Here is a 20,504-nt window from a genome sequence, read left to right on the forward strand (position 1 = left end):
CCGTTAAACGGTGTTCCAGAAGCAACGCCTTGAGAACCAACTTGTGCCTCAATGTATTTTTTATTTTGTTAATAAATAAGTGGCTAAACCATAGCCGTTGATCGTTTTTGTCTCTGTCACTTCTTCTTCCAAAGCATTGATACGTGTGTACTTAAATCCTACAAAAAGCTTCTCTGGCTCCAGGTAACGCTTTTCTGAAGTGCCATTGACTAATCGAATCACTACACCTTCTGAATAATAAGCATTATGGATCGCACTGACAGCTAATCCTTCTGCTAAATCTAACGAAATTTGCGTATACGTACGTTCACTCAAAGAAAGTGGTTGGATTCTACTTTGGATCTTATTGTCGATTCGATAAACGAAATAATTCAAATCTTGCAATTGATACGAAATCGACGGTTGTTCTTTTTCTGCTTTCCATGTCACTAACGTGTTTTCTGAAATATCAGTTGGTGCCATGCGCATAGAAAAGTCAAAATCGATCCGTTGATTTTCCATTTGAGCAAGCGGTGTGTCCATCATGATATGCCCTTTTTTCGTCGTATCTCCTGAAGCTCGTCCTGGACGATACATCAAATCTGGTTTCCCTAACGAATCCGTTGTGGCTAATACGGTGACATATAAGGAGTCATTGATATATTCGTATTCCTTACTTTGTTCGGTATAAAACACTAATGCCTCTTCGGAACTATACGCGATCACTTGTTTTTCAAAAGGTTCGATATTTACTGGCATTTCAGAATATTTTTGTTCCCAATCGTTCATCGACTGGTTTGTTTTTTCCAAGTAACCAAATTGGATCGCAGAAACGACCTTTTCAATCGATTGATTCAACTTTGTTTTGATGCGAATACGGTGATTTAACACAGAATTTCTAAAAGAAAGACTGCCTTGGACCTCTCCCTGTTCCGTTAACTTCAATGTCAGCTGGTAAGCGAAGATTTTCGTTGTTTGACCGGCGATACGTTCTGCCAATGTATAAGGAAGCGCCAGTTTCCCTTCCAAGATCAAGGTTTCTTCGTTGCCTTTACATGAATCAAACGGCAAAGAGAATGGGTGATCATTAGGTATCGGAGAATAATCGTAAGTGTCTCCGGCATTACTATCATCCACGATCGTCAAGAAGTCTTTGATCGTATGATGACCATCTGAAAAAGCAAGTTGTCCCTCTTCAAAAGTCAAAGAATAGTTACCTTTTGAGATCATCGTGCGTGGGGTCATGTCAGGTAGACCAGTCGTAGTCTGTTCGACGAAATCGAAGACTTGATAGCCTAACCCAGCAAATGAACAATCAACTGCTACTTGTAAAATATAGTATCCTGGCTCTTCGATAAAACGATTGCCGGCTGGGGTTTCTTCCATGATATTTTGACGACTAGGTACATAATCCAACGAGATGACAGCAGAATCATGGCCCAATACTTCGATTTGCTTGACTTTTGAGATGAGTTTTACCACTTTTTTTCCTTTGAAAGGTTTAACTGAAGTATTCAAAATCAAGAATTGTTGATCCGTCAGCTGTAGTCCTTCAGAAATTCTTTTCAATACTAAGTTTTCGATACTATCACAGATTTCTGATACTTCTTTCAAACGATGAGCGATGTCTTGCGCGACACTATCTGACACACAGCCGGCTAGACTGTCATGTGCTTGGCACTCAAATAATTTTTTCCATGCCTTCATGACTAACCGATTGCTCAAAACGATGCCTAGCTCCTTCGCAATCACGACCATTGGTTCGATTTCTAATGTCAGTTTATTTTCTAATCTGAAAATCTCACGTTTCAAATCCATCCGGACAGAACCAATCGTTTTGTGTACGCGAGCAAAAACAGGTGCACGAAATTCTCCTTGGTACTCTTCCAGATCTTTTTGACGAACCAAGTCCATGAACGCTTGATACGTGCTTGTTTGATAGTTATATTTACCGATTTGATTGATTTTATCGATTTTCTCTTCTAAAGATGAGATAATGCCTAATTGATCGTTTCCTGTTGGAATCAAGATGTCTGTTTCATCTGCGTAGCTCTTGATAAAATCGATGCCTTTATCTAATCGTCCTTCCACATAACTCTTCGTTGGTTCTAGTTGTTGTTGCGCACCATAACCTTGGGGAAAGTTCACCGCATACAATTCATTCTCTCCACTTAGACTTTTCCATTTGAAATATGGCGATTGGACATGTTCACCTAAGTCGATCCCACGCCAAAAAATAATATTGTCAAACCCCGCCTCGTTTAAAATCGTCGGCATTTGTGCATTGAATCCAAATGTATCTGGAAGATAACCAATAGGTAGATACTCCCCATATTTTTTACTTTCAAAGACTCCTACCATTGCATTTCTTAAAATAGATTCCCCTGAGGCAAAAAACGCATCCGTTTGTGTGAACCAAGGGCCAATAAATAATTGACCCTTCGCAACTAATTCTTTGATCTCTGGTAATTTTTCTGGATATAGTTCCAAGTAATCATCTAAGATCGAAAGCTGTCCATCTAATACAAAAGTAGCATTAGGCTGCCTTTTCAGCTCTTCCAAAACATCTGTAAATAACTGATCACTTAAAACGATGCAATCCATGGAAGTAAAGTACCATTCTCTATCCCAATGTGTATGATTTACAATGTGTATATTTGTCATAGTTACGCTTCCCATTGCTCTTCCCAAGCAGCTTCATCAAATTCTTCTACCGCTGATTCTACTTCTTGTCCAGCATCTTTTGAACGTAGCACGCTAGTTAAGATCGCGATGAACAATGCACCTGTAGCGATCGAAAGTACATAGATCGGCCATTTTTCCACTGTGAACCAGCCATAAAACCCTGAGATTGGTGCTGTGTTCACTGCCCCTAAACCAACTGCCATCGCAGAACCTAAGGCAGAACCAATCATATTGATTGGGATAACTTTTAATGGATTTTCAACGGCAAATGGGATCGCTCCTTCAGAAATACCGACAAGTCCCATGATCACAGCTGATTTTCCAGCTTCTTTTAATTCATTGTTGTATTTATTTTTCGCAAAGATCGTGGCTAATCCTAACCCGATTGGTGGAATGATGATGGCCACTTGTGCTGCAGTATTTGGTGCATAAACATTACTAGTCAATAGCGCCATTGCTGTTGTCACCGCCGCTTTATTGACTGGTCCACCTAAGTCAAAACCAACCATTGCGCCAACGACTGCTGCCATAACGATGGCATTTCCACCACTTAAACCGTTCAACCATGATTCTAACCCAACGTTCAATGCTGCAAATGGCGTACCGATCACATAATTGACTAATAGAACGGTGATCAATGTACCTAAAACTGGTACTAGAAATACTGGTACAACGGATGCCATTGATTTTGGCAATTTGATTTTGTTTTTGATCAACAAGCAAGCATAACCAGCGATCAAACCAGAAACGATTGCGCCTAAAAAGCCTGCATTGATATCTTTCACTAACATCCCGCCAACTAAACCAGGAGCAATCCCTAGTTTATCTGAGATCGAATAGGCAATAAATGCGGAAATCACTGGGAACATTAAACCAAGTGCTGTGCCACCGAAACCATCTAAACTATGCAATAAACGAATGATCGCATTCCCACTCTCGCCATGAGAACCGTCCCAAATATCCACAATTCCGTAAAATGAACCACCCACACGAGAAATGGCCATGATTACTGCTCCGGCGATCACTAACGGTATCATATAAGATATTCCTGTTAAAACATGATTTTTGATTTCACTTGCTATTTTTTTCATTTACTTTCTCCCCCACTGATTAATTGATTAGTCGATCATTCCTAAAGCTTCTTCGATGACTTTTTCGGCATTCTTGATTGGTGCGGCAACTGGCACTTTTAAGATCGTTTTGCCTTTGAAACGCTCTTCATTTCTCACTTTTGTATCTACTGCAAAAATAACGACTTCCCCAATCTTGCAATCTTTTTCAGTCAACTCATTTTCGATACCTGTTGCTCCTTGTGTTTCAACTTTGATCAAATCTCCACGTTTTGCTGCTGCTTTCTTTAGTGCTTGAGCTGCCATATACGTATGAGCGACCCCTGTAGCACAAGCTGTAACTGCGATAATTTTTCTTTTCATCTCTTTTTCCTCTTTTCATTTGTTTATTCGCTTAATAGTTTCGCGATTTGTTGTTTATCTGTCTCAGTTTTTAACTGTGCCGTAATGTCATCATCCATTAATTTCATCGCAATTTCAGATAAGATTCTTAGATGGGTATCCCCTTTTTGTGACTCTGGGATCGCCAATAAAATGACCACAAAAACTGGTTCTTCATCTAACGATTGCCAATCGATTGGTTGTTTCAATCGTGCAAAAACAATTGCTGGCTCACTGACTGCTTCACTTTTCCCATGAGGAATGGCAATATTGTTCCCAATGCCTGTCGTCGAATGTTCTTCTCTTTCTAATACAGACTGGATATAAGCTTCTTTATTGTTGACTAAGCCGTTATTCGTTAAAACTTCCCCTAATTGACGAATCGTTTCTTCTTTGGTTGTACTCTCCATATCTAAAAAAATATGATTAGAAGGTAGTAAAGTTGCAATGCTCATATTAAAATTCCTCTTTCAAATAGTTTTTGATCTCATTTTTTGTTCCTTTTAGCAAATGTTTTTTTTCACCAGATTCGATGATCTCTAGCATGACATCATAGACTTCTTCCAGCTCTTGTGCTGTTTCATCTTTGATACAGATGAAAAATAAATATTTGACTTTCGTTTCTCCCCACATCAATTCATTAGCTAAGCGTAAAAAGACGATCGCCGATTTTTTAACGTATTTAGGGGCCCCGTGTGGTGTTGCAAATTTTCCAAAAGAGGTAAATGAAAGCTGTTCTCTTTCTAAAGAAGAAGAGATGATTTTTTCTTCTGCGTATCCTTTTTCAATCAATTGTTGTCCAACGAATTGAATCACTTCCTGATAGTCTGAGAATGAATGATCCAAAAAGATCAATTCCTCTTTGATCAAGTCCGCAAAGTGATTCGTTGGCTTGATGGTATTATTTTGAGCATCCTTTAAAAAACGCTCAATTTTTTGACGTTCTGATTTGTTGAGAACCGGTGAAACATTGATCGTTGGTATTGTCTCTAGGTTCAAGTTGACAGTCGATATCACCAGATCTTCATCGATCGATGTCTGCATCAACTCTTGGATTGAAAGTATCCTAGAAATTTCGATCTTCTCATAATTTCTACGAAGTCGGGCAGCCAAGAGTTGTGATGTGCCTTTGCCACTGCTACACACAAGTAAGACACTGACTTTCTTCTGATATTTTTCTTCTTTTTGCTCTTTCATTGCTTGGATATGGACAGCAAGAAAAGCGACTTCATCTTCTGGGACGTTGATCACAAAATCTTTGCTCAAGGCATTAGCTAATTGGATCGCTTCTGTAAAAGCCACAGGAAAGTTTTTCTTCACATCTTGTAAAAAAGGATTATGGATCAACAGTCCTTTTTTGATACGCAAGACTGCTTCTTTGATGTGTGTAACTAATCCTAAAATGATACTTTCATTGTAAAGGGTTACATTTTCGTGAATCAATTGTCGAATGCGTTCATCTGTCACTTCCTGTATTTGCTTCGTTTGTTCAAGCAATGTATCACCTTCTAAGTGTAAGAGAATATAACGGACTTCAGAAGAAGGTAATGTCAATGAGAAAGTTTTTTCTAGTTTTAGAATGAATAAATCAAATGGTTTATTTTCTCTGACTTTTCCAAATACTCCTTCACTTTCTAAATAGTTATCCTCTCTTACGCGATCAATCATGATCAACAGATGGAGCAATAATGAATGATAGGTCGTATCATTCAACCTTATTTGTGCATCTTTTAGATATTCCTGCAACATTGTATCAACTAATGTGATGTTCTTCATGTCGATGAAATCATTGACAAAAGGAGGAATACCTTGGATCGAGTGTAGATATAGCTGGTTCTTTTTGGTGATTTTCCAATTACTACCCCAAAAATAGTAAATCAGATCAAAGGCTAAGCGTCTTTTTTCTTGCTCTGATAAGTTTAGAAATGAACCTTTACCAGGCAATCGATCGATGCTAACGTTGAAATGGCGGAAAATCTCATGGACTTGGTTCATATCACCTTCTAATGTCGATTTGCTTATAAATAGTGTATCTTGTAGTTCTTGGCGAGTGAAATAGGTCTTTTTTTTCAAGAGTTCAAAACAGAGGAATTGAATACGTTCTTTTTTAGAAGCTGGAACTGTTACCATGTTCGTTGTATCGATCTGATTTAATATTTCGTTTGGATCACCGTTGATCGAGACACCGACTCGTGGTTTTCTAATTAGTTCGATGGTTGTTCCGCTAAATAGCTCATCGATCAGTTTTAGTGATTGTGAAACTGTTTTATTCGATAAATTCATGTGTTTTGCTATTTTTGTGACCGTCGTATGTTCGTTCATCAAAATATATTGAATGATTGCTTTTTCCCGTTCCTTGATCATCACACTATCACCTCATCTACATTTTCTATCTTAGCTTGTCTGCCGTTTTATGAAAACACTTACTTTTACCGTTTTGAATACAGTAAATCATAGGTTTAGTCGCTAACTTGACTACGCCATTCATTTTTTAGTTTCTGTTTCTTCGATGAACCAAGTAATTGTTTATTAAAGTATAGACGAAAAAAAATACCTGTCAAAGTGCAGACTATCAGTAATAGTCCACTACTTTGACAGGTAATGATTTCCGCTTCTGTCATGTATAAGGGTGATACAAGCGCTTCTTATTATTCGTCTTCGGGTAAGTTTTCAGTTGCGAATGCTAAGTGGTGATCAAACAATGTGATTGTTACTTTTGATTTTGGCATGATCTTGCCAGCTACGATTTCTTTAGCCAAAGGCGTTTCAACTTCTTTTGTAATGAATCGTTTTAATGGGCGTGCCCCATATGCAGGCTCATACGCATTTTCTGCAATCCATGTTTTTGCTTCGTCACTGATTTCCAAGATGATTTCTTGATTTTCTAAACGATGTGCCAAATGAGAAACCATCTTGTCAACGATCCCTTTGACATTGTTTAGGCTTAATGGTGTAAATAGAATCGTGTCATCAATACGATTCAAAAATTCTGGTTTGAAATGACCACGAAGGATCGTTCTCACTTGTTCTTCGACTTCTTCTGGAATTGTACCTTCCGCGGTGACACCTTCTAACAATAATTGAGAACCGATATTGCTTGTCATGATCATCACCGTATTTTTAAAGTCAACGACTCGACCTTTTGAATCCGTCAAACGTCCATCGTCCAATACTTGTAATAAAATATTGAAGACATCTGGATGTGCCTTTTCAATTTCATCGAGCAAAACGATCGTATATGGGTTTCGTCGCACAGCCTCTGTTAGCTGTCCACCTTCTTCGTAGCCAATGTAACCTGGAGGTGCACCAACTAAACGAGAAACCGCATGTTTTTCCATATATTCACTCATGTCGATCCGCACCATATGCTCTTCAGAATCAAACAAGTTTTCTGCTAAAGCTTTTGCCAGTTCTGTTTTACCGACACCAGTTGGTCCTAAGAATAAGAATGAACCTAATGGTCGGTTTGGATCTTGTAATCCTGCACGAGAACGAATGACCGCATCACTCACTGCGTCTACCGCTTCATCTTGCCCAATGACACGTTTATGAAGTGTTTCATTCAACTTGATTAGTTTTTCTCGTTCACCTTCCACGAGTTTCGTTACTGGAATCCCTGTTAAACGACCTACAACTTGAGCAATCTCATTTTCAGTGACAGATTCTTGTACCATCTTGATGTCACTGTCTTTTGTTTTTGCTTCTAGTTCTGCTAATTCTTTCTCTAATTGTGGAATCGTACCATGACGTAAAACAGCGGCACGCTCAAGATCATAATTGTTTTCTGCGTCTTCTAATTCATGTTTTGCCTTATCGATTTCTGCACGTTTAGAAGATACGGTATTTACTTCTTCTTTTTCAGTTTCCCACTGCATCTTCATCGCATTGGCTTCTTCTCGAAGATCGGCTAGTTCTTCTTGTAAGTTCTTCAAACGTTTTTTACTTGCATCATCAGATTCTTTCTTCAAGGCTGCTTCTTCGATTTCCAACTGCATCAAACGACGAGTCACTTGATCTAATTCCGTTGGCATGGAATTCATTTCTACTCGGATCGTCGCACTTGCTTCATCGATCAAATCAATGGCTTTATCAGGTAAAAAGCGATCTGTGATATAGCGATCGGATAATGTAGCTGCCGCAACCAGAGCATTATCGTGAATATTGACGCTATGGTGAATCTCAAAACGTTCTTTCAACCCCCGCAGAATACTGATCGTATCTTCAACAGTTGGTTCCTTCACTAATACTTTTTGGAAACGTCGCTCTAACGCCTTGTCTTTTTCCATGTATTGGCGGTATTCATCTAAAGTAGTCGCACCGATCAAATGAAGCTCCCCACGAGCTAACATCGGTTTAAGCAAGTTACCGGCATCCATACTACCTTCCGTTTTTCCTGCACCGACGATGTTGTGGATCTCATCGATGAACAAGATGATCCGCCCATCGCTTTTCTTCACTTCTTTCAAGACTGCTTTTAAGCGTTCTTCAAACTCCCCACGGAATTTTGCTCCGGCAATCAAGGCACCCATATCTAAAGAAAAAATGGTTTTATCTTTTAAGTTTTCTGGTACATCTTTACGGACGATTCGTTGCGCTAATCCTTCAACGATCGCTGTTTTACCCACACCAGGTTCCCCGATCAACACAGGGTTGTTTTTAGTTTTACGTGACAAGATCCGAATCACATCACGAATTTCTTCATCTCGGCCAATGATCGGGTCCATTTTGCCACTACGGACTTGTTGGACGAGATCGACACCATATTTTTCTAACGCTTTATATTGTTCTTCTTGATTTTTAGAGGTCACACGCTCTCCTCCCCTCATGTCTTCGATATTTTTACGCAATTCTTTTTCATTCAGTCCCTGTTTGGTCAAATAAACCGTCAGTGGATAATTTTTTAATTTCATTAAAGCTAATAGCACGATCTCAGTGGATAAGAATTCATCGCCAAAACTTTCTCTCAATTGATCCGCTTCGTTCAATAAATGAAAAAGATTTTGACTAAGATTTTGTCCATATTGGACATTGCTGCCTGAGACTGTTGGATACTCATCTAACACTCGATCAATCTCTTGTTCAAAGGCATCTGCATCAATGCCTGCATCTGTATATAGATTACGGCCAAAATGATTTGGCTGTAAAAAGATCTTCCATAAATGAACGATGTCGATTTCTTGATGTTTTCTTGTCATCGCTACTTGTTGTGCTTCTGCAATCGCTTCTTGGAGCGTAGTTGTCATTTTTTCACTATTCATATATTTCCCTCCTGTAGTAGAAGTTGTTTGGTCAAAGTCAACTATATCTTTCTCTAGCGTCTATAACATCCGTCTAAAGTCTCGTTTTCTTTAACCTTTACATGATTATTATACTCATTTGGTCAGCTTTGGTCAAAGATTATACTCAGGATTATCAAAAAAATTTGAGACAAAAGTTACAGTAAATGTTGTCTGTCACTCTATACCAAATAAACGGCAAAAAAAAGAAACCTCTATAAAATTAGGGCAACAACCACAGTCATTTACAGAACGATTCCGTGGTTGTTACCCTTCATTCTAGAGGTTGGTTCTATTCCGACCTAGGGTATTTATTTCTGATGATTGCTTAGCACAAACTAGTTGATTCATCAAAATCAAGTCATGAGGATTGATTTTGATGAGTGAGCGCTGAAATAAAGTAGCTGATATTTTTATATGAATCATTTAAACCAATTCCGCCTTTTTTAGGCATTTTTATTACATTGATCTTTTTAGCATAGCGTACAAAGGCAGGATTTTCTTCAGACATCGCAGCTACACTTGGGATTCCTTGTTCACTGAAAACCAAAGCTAATTGGGCCGCCATCATGCCAAAATTAGCATAATGCATCGCGGGACCACAAAGAACAGCATCTGCATCGAATTTTTTGGCAAAACCTATAAATTTTTTGTTTACCTCTTCTTGGTGATCGAGATAATACTGATCACCACAATACAATGTAGCAATGATTTCTGTATCGTGTTCTTGAAAAAGTGGATTTAAGGTACGCCCTGGTCCAAGAGCTGTTTTTTTGCCCCCAGGAGGTAGCTGGGCATTTTCATCACTGCCCAAGCCTGCAGTCAAATGATTGAGAATCAAGACTATTTTTTTCATTCCTATGGCCTCTTTTCCTATAAATCATCAAAATCGAATTCATCAAAATCGATTTCTTCTTCTTCCTGTACCGCCTCTGCTTCTTCTTTTAAATACTGATTATCTAGCACTTTAATAAAAGGATAATAAATAGCCATTCCTAATAGGATCAGTAATGCTTGCAAAACAGATGCCTGCCAACCACTAACTAAAAAACCAGAAATGATCGGTGGCGTTGTCCATGGTAGTTGAATACCATTCGTATAATTAACTAATCCTACCTCCATACAAAAATAGGAAATGATAATATTGATCGTGGGTACAAGTGCAAATGGAATAAGTAAGACTGGATTTAAGACAATCGGTAATCCAAAAATAATCGGTTCATTGATTCCAAAAATCCCTGGTACTAGTGACAATTGCGACAGTTTTTTTACTCGTTGGCTTTTGCATACTAGAATCATGACTAAAATCAATGAAAGCGTAGATCCTCCACCACCAAAAGTAGCAAACATATCTTGAAATTGACCTGTGATGATATTTGGTATATCTGCGCCATTTTTGAAGGCATCTAAATTTTCAACGGATAGTGCTCGTAAAATCGGATTGAATACTGCCCCAACTACACTCGAACCGTTGATACCGAAAAACCAAAAAAAATGCAAGAATAAGTAGGCTATGATCATCGCGCCTAGAGTATTTCCTAAGCTAAGTAAAGGAGTTTGTAGGAACTTAAATAGTATTTCTTGTAAATTACCATATGAGGTTAGATTTGCTAACCAATTGACAATCATAAAAAGAGTAACAATCACAAAACTTGGGATCAACGCTTCAAAGGATTGTACGACGGTTGGTGGCACACCTTCAGGCATTTTGATCGTCCAACCTTTACGTAATAAAGCGACAAACAATCGGGTAGCAACCAAAGCCACGACCATCCCTAAGAACAGGCCGCTAGAACCCATCCAACGTAATGGCAAGCTTCCTACTTCATAGACTTCAGTGGAGCCTTCTGGTGTAAATAGGGTTGTAAAAGGGGTCACGATAAAAAAAGCGACCAATGAAATAATTGCCGCTTGCATGGCATCTACTTTAAATTGTTTTGCCAGACTATATCCAATACCCCCAACCGCTAAAATCGTCATAATATCAAAACTTGCCGTGGCAGGCATATTCAACATCGTTGCCCAGTTATCTCCAAGAATATGGCTCATCGTTTCATTCCAATTTGGAATTGGAAAATTAGTCAAAACTAAAAAGAGCGATCCTACGATCAGTAAGGGTGTTGATAGCAAAAAACCATCACGAATCGCAATCAAATACTTATTTTCACCGATTGTTTTCGCCATTGGTGTTAACACACGTTCTAACCAATCCAAAAATTTTTGCATGTTTCTTCCTCCCATCCAGCTGCTTTATTTTTGTTTGAGGACACAATTTTTCGATTGAAATCCCATTTTATTAAGCTACTTTGGCGCTTTTGATTTTTTGATCAAGCCCAAGACATCTTTCAACGCTTTTTCCCCGTCCATCATGCCATATGTTTCTGGAGCAATCGTGCCAACAGGTATCCCCATTGGGTCAAACGTTTCTTTCATTTTACTCGCTAAATGACGGACTTGAGGCCCTAATAAAATAGCCACAGGTTTTTCTTGTGCGACTTTTTCTTCCGCATGGATCGCAGGAAAAGCGGCAATTTCTAATGGCATTTTGTGTTTTTTGACGACCTCCATCATTTTATTGACCATAATACTTGTTGACATTCCTGCTTCACAAAATAAATAAATTTTTTTAGTTGTCATATTTATTCCTCCATTTTATTCTTGTTAACCGTTTATCCGATTCGCTGTTAAATTGGTGCTTTGATACGTGCTTCATAGGCATCAAGCCATGCTTGTGTGATTGGTGTGATCACTGTCGTCTGATCTGGACCAGGATTGGCCATAAAAATTGCTGGTTCTTGAGCCATCGTTGCAACACTAAATGTAAATTCAACGTTCGTAGCTACCCCCCATTCGCCATATTTATCTAATGCTACTAACGAGAACGCCCCCGCTTTGCCATAACGTTTGCGCAATCGCTCATCAAATCCATAAACGGCTCGATCACAAGCCGCTTGTGGCGTAAATCCATTCCCCATCAATCGAACGATTTCATAAGAGAGGCAGCCCTTCATAAGATCCTCCCCTAAGCCTGTAGCTGTCGCACCGCCAATCGTACTATCCACATAAAATCCCGAACCAGATAATGGCGAATCTCCTACACGTCCATGTTTTTTCATAAACAAACCGGAACTGGATGTTCCTACTGCCATCTGTTGTTGCGTATCGAGCGCGACAACCCCGACCGTATCATGGCCATCGTAAGGATCTAAATTCAACGTAGCGATTTCTTTTACTCGTTGTTCCCAGATTTTTTTTGCACGTGCTGTTAACATATTTTTTCGTTCAAAACCAGATAGCATTGCATATTCTGTTGCTCCCTGTCCTACTCGAAAACTATTGAATTTTTCATCACTTAATTGCCGAGCAACAGAAATCGGATTGGCTACATCAGTAATCCCTGCAACTGCACCAATCTTAAATGTTTCTCCATCCATAAAAGCAGCATCCATTTCTACGATTCCTTTTTCATTTGGTAACCCACCATAACCAACGGATTTATAAAATGGATAATCTTCTACCACTTTGATCGCCGTTTCCACAGCATCTTTACATGAAAACTGTGCTTCTAATTGTTGTTTAGCCGCCAAGACACCTTCATGTGCCATGCGCCAAGTTGCAATCATTCCCCACATTTTTTCCCCTCCATCTCCTAACATTTGTAGCGCTTTCAAGTATATTCTATATGGTATATACTATTATGTCTATACTAAAAAACGAGTTTCTTTTTAAAACTCATCGTTTTATTAGAAACTCGTTTTACGTGAAATTTATTTTTCAATTGTTCGTTCTATCTGAATGTTTTATTCTGTTAATGCTTGGAGGCTGCGCATGTAGATTTCTAAATTTGTTCGCAAATCTGCGGAATCCATGTATTCGTTCGCCGTATGCGCAATCCCTTTTTGCCCTGGAAATGAAGGACCAAATGCTAAGATATTCGGCATTTTACGCGCATACGTGGCGCCTGTTGTTGTCACTGGTTTAGGATCATTACCGGTGACTTGATGATAGATCATTGACAGTGTATCGATTTTTTTTGGCTCTTCTGTACGACAAAATCCAGGAATACTACGAACCACTTCTAAATCAACACCTAGAGGCAATTGGTTTTTCAAACGTAACACGACTTGTTTTTCTGATACGGTCACCGGGTAACGTAAGGCAATTTCTAATAGCAAGCCTTCTGGAGACTTTTGTAGCACAACAGGTGTCAAAATCAACTTGCCTGAATCTTCGTCTTCAAACGCTAAATCGATCCCTTCTCCAAAATGTTTTTGATGAAAGCTTTGACAAATCCAGCGAAAATAACCCTGTGCAATTGGCGTGATCATTCGTTCTTCAGCTAGTTTTGACACCAAGATCGTGATAGCATTTTCTCCTAACTCAGGCGCGTTACTTGGTGCTCGTTTACCACTGGCACTTATTTCTTTTTTGGCAATTCTCACGTGCAGTTGGTCTGGAACATGATCACGGAACTGGTCCCCTTCGAATCGACTGATTTGTTGATGTTCCTCTTCGGGTAAAGTAAAGTGGAGTACCACATTTACGATACCACGTTCGCCATAGACCACAGGATATTTACAATCGGGCGTGAAACCAAATGACGGAGGGCTTTCCTCGGCTAAGTAATGAGAAATATCTGACATGCCACTTTCTTCATCCGTTCCAAAGATGATCCGAAGATTCTTTTTTGGCTGGTGTCCTAGGTCTTTTAATAGTTTCATGCCATATAGACAACACATGATAGGCCCTTTGTTGTCTAATATTCCTCGACCATAAAAACGACCCTTTTTCTCACTGAGATCAAACGGCGGAAACTCCCATCCTTGACCAGCAGGAACCACGTCAAGATGTCCCAGGACCCCGATATAATCATTTCCATCATTCCCCCACTGGGCATAGCCGATCGCATCATCGATTACTTTTGTTTGGAACCCATATCCGGCACTTTTGTCCATGACCAAAGAAAGAACCGAGCGTGCTTCTTTACCAAAGGGAGCTCCTGGTCCAGGTACTGACTTAACACTAGGAACTTGCATGACTTGTTTGAGTAAATCCAGAAAATCTAGCCAATTCTCTTCGATTGCTGTGTTGATTTGATCCATTTTTCACCTCTTATTTTTGACGTATCAATGTATTTTTAAACGTATATTGATCTGCACGATAAAAAGACGTGTCGAACAATATAGGTTTAGCAGAAGGGGAATAAGTCATCGAATGGACGAGAAGCATTGGATCATCTTCTGATACATGCAATAACTTGGCAATATCTGGGGGACTTATGACTGCTTCGACTTCTTGATGCGCGTAGCCAATCTCAATGTTTTCTTCAATTATTTCATATAATGAAGATGCCAGCTGAGCTTGAGGAAGTTCACCACTTTCATTTTGCAAATAACGTTTTAGTATATAGAGGTTTTCTACTGTCATTGGTTCATCATCAAAGTAACGTAAACGAGACAGATACACCATTGCTTCATTTCCATAGTCAGCGAACATCTGGCGAATCTTCAACGGTACTTCTTTTACGATCTCAACTTGCAATACTTCTGTCCGTGTCTTTTTTCCTTGAGCCTTGGCAGTTTCAGTAAAACTTTGTAAGCCACCGGAACCGCTTTGGATCTTCGGTTGCTTCATGACATAAGTTCCTTTTCCTCTTTCTTTCACTAAAATATTTTGACTGATCAAAAGATCAATTGCTTTGCGTACTGTCAGTCGACTGCATTGAAATTCTTCCGCTAAATCATAATCTGAAGGCAACTTTTGACTGGTCACGTAAGTTCCATCATTGACTCGTTGTGCAATTTTTTCAGCTATATCTTGGAAAACCGCTTGTTTTTTCACTTTATTACCTACTTTCTAACTACATATCATTCATCAAACAGTCGATTCATTCTGACCTCAAAAGTCAAACGTCTAAAAGTTGAACTGTCCAAAATGAAAGAGCAACTTCTATCGTTTTTTATCCTGCTTGTAGGATGAGTAAAATCAAGAAAATCTTTCTTGTCGAAAGCTAAGTTTTCGATTGATTTTATATATAGTATATACCATTAAGTATAGACTTTCAGCAACTAATCGTGGGATTTTAATTTTACCCTACCGGTGTTGATTGTTTCTTCCATACATTTCGAGGGACTGTTTTGTTTGAGAGATAGCAACGTCTAGCCTATTCTGCGTGAAAACAATTGTTGAACAGATATTTTTTAACAAACGAAAAAAGAATCAATCTAAGCATTTTCAGCTCAGACTGATTCTCCATTTAAATTTTACTTGAAAGTTGTTCAAATTATTTAAATTTTCCCCTTTGTACGCTTTTTTTCTGCCTTTACTTCATGGATCTCTTGACGTAAGATATTCCGTCTTTCTGCAATCACATAGAAAAAACCATAAATGAATGGCAAGATGAACGAGCCAAATCGGTAAAGTAATAAGGAAGAAACAGCATCCACCGTTCCAACTACAGGTCGAAAGAGCAATAGATAGACAAATTCAAACGAGCCAATGCCTGCAGGAGTTGGTAAGACTCCTGATAAAACCACTGCAAAGCTAATAAATGAAAATGTCAAAAGAAAATCAAGATGTGGATGGTTTTCTACTAAAAACAGATAAGGCATCACATACCAACAGAGTAGTTTTAGCAGGTTCCAACAATAGATCCTGATCAATGCGGTGCGGTCTTGGATGATCGTTTGTACCGTTTCTCTCAGTGAATAGATCTGGCTGTTGCACGTATCGACCCAGTGACGTAAACGTTCAGTTTTGAATAAACGATTGGACACTTTGACGAAAAAAACTTGAAGATTCAAACTGACGGAGACGGTCACAAGAAATAAAATGATCAAAGCCGTCAAAATGATCCCAGCAATGATAAACCAAATCATATTGGGTGCCTTTTCGTAGAACAAAGAAAATTGAACGATCAAGCCAATGACTGCATAAGTGATCACCGCTAATTTATACATAATCATATGCAAGGCAGTGACTCCTGCTCCTTGAGAAAACTTCAGCCCTTTTTTATTGTAAAAATAAATTTCTGAGATCAGTGTACCCGTTCCAAATGAGACGATCCGATAAAAGGCAATATAACAAGACGTCCAGAACCCATCACTTGTACTGAAAGATTTGGAAAACGGCTTGGCGATCTCTTTGATTGAGCGACCTTCTACAATTTGATAAAGTGTACCGAAAAAAAACATCGCCAGAAGCACTTGGACACTTGTTGAAAGCAACTCTTTGAAAATATCCGCAAAAGATTGGTTGATCAAATAATAAATAATAGCGAGAATAATAGTCAATAATAATAAATTAATGATGATTTTGATTTTTGTTCCTTTAGTAGACATGTACGACTCCTTAATGGAAAAAATAGATCAAGACGAGATCAATCATGATTCCTAACATGAAAACGATCGTGAACTTCTTTTTTTTAGTTTTGTGACGGAATATGCGTTGTGCGAACAAACCGCCCAAACCACCGCCTAACAAGCTAACAAACAACAAATTACTTTCTGGTACACGCCAAGCGCCTTTTTTTGCCTGACGTTTATCATAACCCATCAAGCCAAATAGATAAACATTCACAATGAATAAGTAAAACCATAAGGGATTATGCATCAATACTTCCATCAACTTCCTCCAATTATTGCTCTTCTTTTGGTACGTAGATCGTTATACCTTCTGGGATGACTTTTAATTCGATCGGTAAGTCATCTGTAGTGTCACCATCCGTCCGAGTTGTCACTTTCTTTTCTCGTGCCTGGATATTGACTTGACTAGCTGTCAGATATTTGATGCCAGGAACAGAATAGATCTTACCTTTGATCATACGTGGGAGATAAAATGCAAACCGGAAAAAATCTAATGAAGGAACGATGGTGATGTGGAACTTGCCATCATCTGGCGCAGCGGAATCATCAAAACCAGTAAAACCGCCTACTGAGTTGGACATCGTGATCGTCAACAACTGTGCTTTTCCCTTCCAATGCTCTTCTTCCGTCTTGATATCTAAATGATATTTTTTCTTTTTTAGCAATAATTTCACGAAACGTTTGATAAAGATCCATGAACCGTATTTTTGCTTCTCTTTTTGGCTGATCCAGACCGCTGTATCGGCTAATATGCCAATAGTCAAAGTAGAAATGACTACTTTATCATTCACTTTCCCATAATCGATTTTGCGGATCGATTCCTCTAACATCATCGCTGCGGCTTCTTCTTTCTCAAAAGGAATGCCTAACACTTTCGCTAAGTTATTGATTGTTCCACCAGGTAATAAGCCAACACGATAATGGTCTAATTCATCTTGGAATGCTTGGATGATATGATGGATCGTGCCATCACCACCAATGATGACTAGTGTATCTACCTCATGTTCTTTTGCTTTTTCTCTCAATGTTTCATCTTTGATCGACGGTCCAGTTTCCGTTAGATAAACCTCTAGTTCTGGTCGATGTTTTGCGACATACTCTTTGAACCATTCTGCTAATTGTTCCCCTTCATCCTTTCCTGAACTTTTGTTATAAAATACCAGTAACTTCTTCATAAACCATATTCCTCCTACTTTCCTGCAAAAAACAAAGGGAGTGGATGCGAAATAAACGCTCACCCTCCCCCATGAACAGTGATTCGAGCACTGACTAAAATAGCCTCGAATCAATCATATGTCAATGCAGTGTAGCAATCAACCAATAATGTGAGATTATTGGTTGAAATTTAATCTTTTTTATCAATGAAACGGATCGATTACACCTGCGTATTCAACTCCGCTATTTTAACAATGACATCTGTCGCTTTTTCCATGACTTGTAGGGACACAAATTCAAAACGTCCGTGCATGTTTTCGCCACCCGCAAATAGATTTGGTGTTGGTATCCCCAGATAAGAGATTTTTGAGCCATCTGTCCCACCACGTACTGGTTCGATCACTGGCTTAATGTCTAAATCGATCATTGCTTTTTCAGCTAGATCAACGATACTCATATCCTTTTCGATGATTTCACGCATATTGTAGTATTGATCATACATTTCTACTTGAATACGCTCTTGGTCAAACCGTTGATTCATTTTTTCTTGAATGCTTGTGATCATTGCTTTTCTTGCTTCAAATGACTCACGTTTATGGTCACGGATGATATAGCTCATTTTCGCCTCTTCTGGACTACCATTCAATGCCATCAAATGGAAGAATCCTTCATAACCATCTGTTTTTTCAGGAACTTCATCAGCTGGTAATTCATTGTGGAAGTCGATCGCTAATTGTAAAGCATTGATCATTGTATTCTTCGCTGTACCAGGATGGACATTTTTCCCTTGGATCGTGATGTTTGCTTGCGCTGCACTAAACGTTTCGTATTGTAGCTCTCCTAAAGGTCCACCATCGATCGTGTAAGCAAAATCCACGTTGAACTGTTCTACGTCAAATTTGTCCGCACCAACTCCGATTTCTTCATCTGGACCAAAAGCGACTTTGATCTCCCCATGAGGAATGGAAGGATTTTTCAACAAAATCTCCATAGCTGTCATGATTTCTGCAATACCCGCTTTGTCATCTGCGCCTAATAATGTCGTACCATCAGTTGTGATCAATGTATGGCCATCATAATTTTTTAAATTAGGGAAATCTTTGACATTCAAGGTAAAGCGCCCTTCTTTATCTAAAACGATCGTTGATTCTCCATCATAATTTTCAATGATCTGAGGATTTACGCCTACTGCATTGAAATCAGCTGTATCCATGTGAGCAATAAAACCAATCGAACGTACGTCATGATCGATATTACTAGGTAGTGTAGCAATCACAAAACCGTTTTCTGTATTATATGTTACATCAGACAAGCCTAGATCTTCTAATTCTTTTTTCAAGACTTGCGCAAACTCTACTTGCGTTTGCGTAGATGGCGTAGTACGACTTGTTGGATCGGATTGTGTTTCCGTTTTGACATATCTTAAAAATCGGGGTAATAAGTTCTCGTACATAAATGACTCTCCTTTTTATTTAAATTCAAATGGATTGGTCGATGTTTCTGAAACAAAAAAGTCAACCATCCAATTCTCTTCGTTTTTCCACTTTTCAAATTTCTCTACAAATTTTTCCTTACACAATGATTCGATATAATGGCCAGGATCAATTGCAGCTAATCCCGCACTTTGCATATCTTGCGCTGTATGGAAATAAATATCGCCAGTAATATAGACATCCGCTCCTTGAGCCAAGGCTGCGGGATAAAACTTCTCACCACTCCCACCACAAATAGCGACTCGTTTGATCATTTTTTGTGGGCTTGTCGTTGGGCGAACCACACGTAAACCTTCCAATTGAAAAACTTCTTTTACATGGGCTGCGAAATCATCCAAGCTCTGTTCTTTTGCTAGTTCCCCAATACGACCTAATCCCCAGGTTTTAACTGGTGCATCGATCGAGAACAAATCAAATGCCGGTTCTTCGTAAGGATGTGCTGCAAACATCGCTTGTAAGACTTTCTCTTCTATATTTTCTGGGAAGATCACTTCGACTTTGGCTTCTTGGACTTGTTCCCCACGGCCGACTTCACCAATTGTTGGATTCGCCCCAGCTTTTGGTCGGAATCGACCTTGGCCAATCGAGGTAAAACTTGTACTATCATACTCTCCTTGTTCTCCGGCACCCGCTTTTGCCAAGGCAGCTCTTAAACGCGGAGCATCCTCCACTGGAAGATAACTGATCAATTTTTTGTAGCCACGTTCATGCGTTTGAACAAGATGACCTGTGACCTCAATTCCTAATTGCTCACAAAACCAATCGTTCAATCCATCTTCAATGATATCCATGTTTGTGTGGGCTGCATAGACTGCAATATCATGTTTCAACAAATCAGCGTACATTTTTTCTTGTGGAGAATCAGTGATCAAACGTTTGACTGGTCTAAAAATCGGGGGATGTTTTGCAATCAAAAGATCGATCTTTTTCTCAATGGATTCTGCCACCACTTCTGGTCGGACATCTAAAGTCATCATCACACGTTGGATCGGTTTGTCCAAAGTGCCAATATGCAACCCAACTGGATCGCCTTCTTCCGCTAACCATTGCGGGCAATAGCTTTCAAATTTTTTGATGAAATCTTGTGCTTTAATGGACATG

General features: G+C 39.1%; 17 protein-coding genes. All 17 read right to left on the reverse strand.

Features of this window, described 5'->3' with window-relative positions:
- Nucleotides 1-60: 60 nt before the first annotated feature.
- Nucleotides 61-2,643: an alpha-mannosidase gene (locus I2F89_RS01315; RefSeq protein WP_195513274.1), complete on the reverse strand. Its 2,583-nt coding sequence runs from the start codon at nucleotides 2,641-2,643 to the stop codon at nucleotides 61-63.
- A gap of 2 nt (nucleotides 2,644-2,645) precedes the next feature.
- Nucleotides 2,646-3,755, reverse strand: a complete 1,110-nt coding sequence (locus I2F89_RS01320; RefSeq protein ID WP_019723575.1) for a PTS fructose transporter subunit IIC — start codon at nucleotides 3,753-3,755, stop codon at nucleotides 2,646-2,648.
- A 27-nt stretch (nucleotides 3,756-3,782) separates the two neighbouring features.
- A complete protein-coding gene (locus tag I2F89_RS01325; RefSeq protein WP_071867688.1) occupies nucleotides 3,783-4,097 on the reverse strand; it encodes a PTS fructose transporter subunit IIB in 315 nt (104 codons plus the stop codon).
- 23 nt (nucleotides 4,098-4,120) lie between these two features.
- Nucleotides 4,121-4,570 (reverse strand): PTS sugar transporter subunit IIA, encoded by a 450-nt coding sequence (locus I2F89_RS01330; RefSeq protein ID WP_071867687.1) that lies wholly within the window; start codon nucleotides 4,568-4,570, stop codon nucleotides 4,121-4,123.
- 1 nt (nucleotide 4,571) lies between these two features.
- On the reverse strand, nucleotides 4,572-6,479 hold the full coding sequence (locus I2F89_RS01335) for a BglG family transcription antiterminator (protein WP_195513275.1): 1,908 nt from the start codon (nucleotides 6,477-6,479) through the stop codon (nucleotides 4,572-4,574).
- A 284-nt stretch (nucleotides 6,480-6,763) separates the two neighbouring features.
- Entirely contained in the window at nucleotides 6,764-9,373 is a 2,610-nt protein-coding gene (clpB, locus tag I2F89_RS01340; protein ID WP_108146291.1) for an ATP-dependent chaperone ClpB, read from the reverse strand.
- Between the two features lie 379 nt (nucleotides 9,374-9,752).
- Nucleotides 9,753-10,247 (reverse strand): GrdB-related putative oxidoreductase, encoded by a 495-nt coding sequence (locus I2F89_RS01345; RefSeq protein WP_074799240.1) that lies wholly within the window; start codon nucleotides 10,245-10,247, stop codon nucleotides 9,753-9,755.
- A 17-nt stretch (nucleotides 10,248-10,264) separates the two neighbouring features.
- Nucleotides 10,265-11,617: a PTS cellobiose transporter subunit IIC gene (celB, locus tag I2F89_RS01350; protein WP_074799242.1), complete on the reverse strand. Its 1,353-nt coding sequence runs from the start codon at nucleotides 11,615-11,617 to the stop codon at nucleotides 10,265-10,267.
- A 75-nt stretch (nucleotides 11,618-11,692) separates the two neighbouring features.
- Nucleotides 11,693-12,028 (reverse strand): PTS sugar transporter subunit IIB, encoded by a 336-nt coding sequence (locus tag I2F89_RS01355; RefSeq protein WP_071867682.1) that lies wholly within the window; start codon nucleotides 12,026-12,028, stop codon nucleotides 11,693-11,695.
- A 47-nt stretch (nucleotides 12,029-12,075) separates the two neighbouring features.
- On the reverse strand, nucleotides 12,076-13,023 hold the full coding sequence (locus tag I2F89_RS01360) for a N(4)-(beta-N-acetylglucosaminyl)-L-asparaginase (protein ID WP_071867681.1): 948 nt from the start codon (nucleotides 13,021-13,023) through the stop codon (nucleotides 12,076-12,078).
- A gap of 168 nt (nucleotides 13,024-13,191) precedes the next feature.
- Entirely contained in the window at nucleotides 13,192-14,493 is a 1,302-nt protein-coding gene (locus I2F89_RS01365) for a Sapep family Mn(2+)-dependent dipeptidase (protein ID WP_195513276.1), read from the reverse strand.
- A gap of 10 nt (nucleotides 14,494-14,503) precedes the next feature.
- Nucleotides 14,504-15,232 (reverse strand): GntR family transcriptional regulator, LSA1692 subfamily, encoded by a 729-nt coding sequence (locus I2F89_RS01370; RefSeq protein ID WP_065095944.1) that lies wholly within the window; start codon nucleotides 15,230-15,232, stop codon nucleotides 14,504-14,506.
- 446 nt (nucleotides 15,233-15,678) lie between these two features.
- On the reverse strand, nucleotides 15,679-16,731 hold the full coding sequence (locus I2F89_RS01375; protein ID WP_074799250.1) for a lysylphosphatidylglycerol synthase transmembrane domain-containing protein: 1,053 nt from the start codon (nucleotides 16,729-16,731) through the stop codon (nucleotides 15,679-15,681).
- A 10-nt stretch (nucleotides 16,732-16,741) separates the two neighbouring features.
- The gene (locus I2F89_RS01380) at nucleotides 16,742-17,014 is read right to left on the reverse strand and encodes a DUF1294 domain-containing protein (protein WP_010735321.1); all 273 of its coding nucleotides are present in this window, start codon (nucleotides 17,012-17,014) and stop codon (nucleotides 16,742-16,744) included.
- Between the two features lie 13 nt (nucleotides 17,015-17,027).
- Nucleotides 17,028-17,930, reverse strand: a complete 903-nt coding sequence (locus I2F89_RS01385; protein WP_115357704.1) for a diacylglycerol/lipid kinase family protein — start codon at nucleotides 17,928-17,930, stop codon at nucleotides 17,028-17,030.
- Nucleotides 17,931-18,130: 200 nt separating this feature from the next.
- On the reverse strand, nucleotides 18,131-19,363 hold the full coding sequence (pepT, locus tag I2F89_RS01390) for a peptidase T (RefSeq protein ID WP_142433400.1): 1,233 nt from the start codon (nucleotides 19,361-19,363) through the stop codon (nucleotides 18,131-18,133).
- A gap of 15 nt (nucleotides 19,364-19,378) precedes the next feature.
- A complete protein-coding gene (locus I2F89_RS01395) occupies nucleotides 19,379-20,503 on the reverse strand; it encodes a Nif3-like dinuclear metal center hexameric protein (RefSeq protein WP_195513277.1) in 1,125 nt (374 codons plus the stop codon).
- Between the last annotated feature and the right edge of the window lies 1 nt (nucleotide 20,504).

Origin of the sequence: Enterococcus sp. 1001283B150225_161107_E12 (genome assembly GCF_015556925.1) — a bacterium.
GTDB classification, from domain to species: Bacteria; Bacillota; Bacilli; order Lactobacillales; family Enterococcaceae; genus Enterococcus_B; species Enterococcus_B mundtii.

Bases quoted from the DNA above. Each gene is read 5' to 3' on its own strand.
- I2F89_RS01315 (WP_195513274.1), bottom strand. From the start codon at position 2,643: ATGACAAATATACACATTGTAAATCATACACATTGGGATAGAGAATGG.
- I2F89_RS01320 (WP_019723575.1), bottom strand. From the start codon at position 3,755: ATGAAAAAAATAGCAAGTGAAATCAAAAATCATGTTTTAACAGGAATA.
- I2F89_RS01325 (WP_071867688.1), bottom strand. From the start codon at position 4,097: ATGAAAAGAAAAATTATCGCAGTTACAGCTTGTGCTACAGGGGTCGCT.
- I2F89_RS01330 (WP_071867687.1), bottom strand. From the start codon at position 4,570: ATGAGCATTGCAACTTTACTACCTTCTAATCATATTTTTTTAGATATG.
- I2F89_RS01335 (WP_195513275.1), bottom strand. From the start codon at position 6,479: ATGATCAAGGAACGGGAAAAAGCAATCATTCAATATATTTTGATGAAC.
- clpB (WP_108146291.1), bottom strand. From the start codon at position 9,373: ATGAATAGTGAAAAAATGACAACTACGCTCCAAGAAGCGATTGCAGAA.
- I2F89_RS01345 (WP_074799240.1), bottom strand. From the start codon at position 10,247: ATGAAAAAAATAGTCTTGATTCTCAATCATTTGACTGCAGGCTTGGGC.
- celB (WP_074799242.1), bottom strand. From the start codon at position 11,617: ATGCAAAAATTTTTGGATTGGTTAGAACGTGTGTTAACACCAATGGCG.
- I2F89_RS01355 (WP_071867682.1), bottom strand. From the start codon at position 12,028: ATGACAACTAAAAAAATTTATTTATTTTGTGAAGCAGGAATGTCAACA.
- I2F89_RS01360 (WP_071867681.1), bottom strand. From the start codon at position 13,023: ATGTGGGGAATGATTGCAACTTGGCGCATGGCACATGAAGGTGTCTTG.
- I2F89_RS01365 (WP_195513276.1), bottom strand. From the start codon at position 14,493: ATGGATCAAATCAACACAGCAATCGAAGAGAATTGGCTAGATTTTCTG.
- I2F89_RS01375 (WP_074799250.1), bottom strand. From the start codon at position 16,731: ATGTCTACTAAAGGAACAAAAATCAAAATCATCATTAATTTATTATTA.
- I2F89_RS01380 (WP_010735321.1), bottom strand. From the start codon at position 17,014: ATGGAAGTATTGATGCATAATCCCTTATGGTTTTACTTATTCATTGTG.
- I2F89_RS01385 (WP_115357704.1), bottom strand. From the start codon at position 17,930: ATGAAGAAGTTACTGGTATTTTATAACAAAAGTTCAGGAAAGGATGAA.
- pepT (WP_142433400.1), bottom strand. From the start codon at position 19,363: ATGTACGAGAACTTATTACCCCGATTTTTAAGATATGTCAAAACGGAA.
- I2F89_RS01395 (WP_195513277.1), bottom strand. From the start codon at position 20,503: ATGTCCATTAAAGCACAAGATTTCATCAAAAAATTTGAAAGCTATTGC.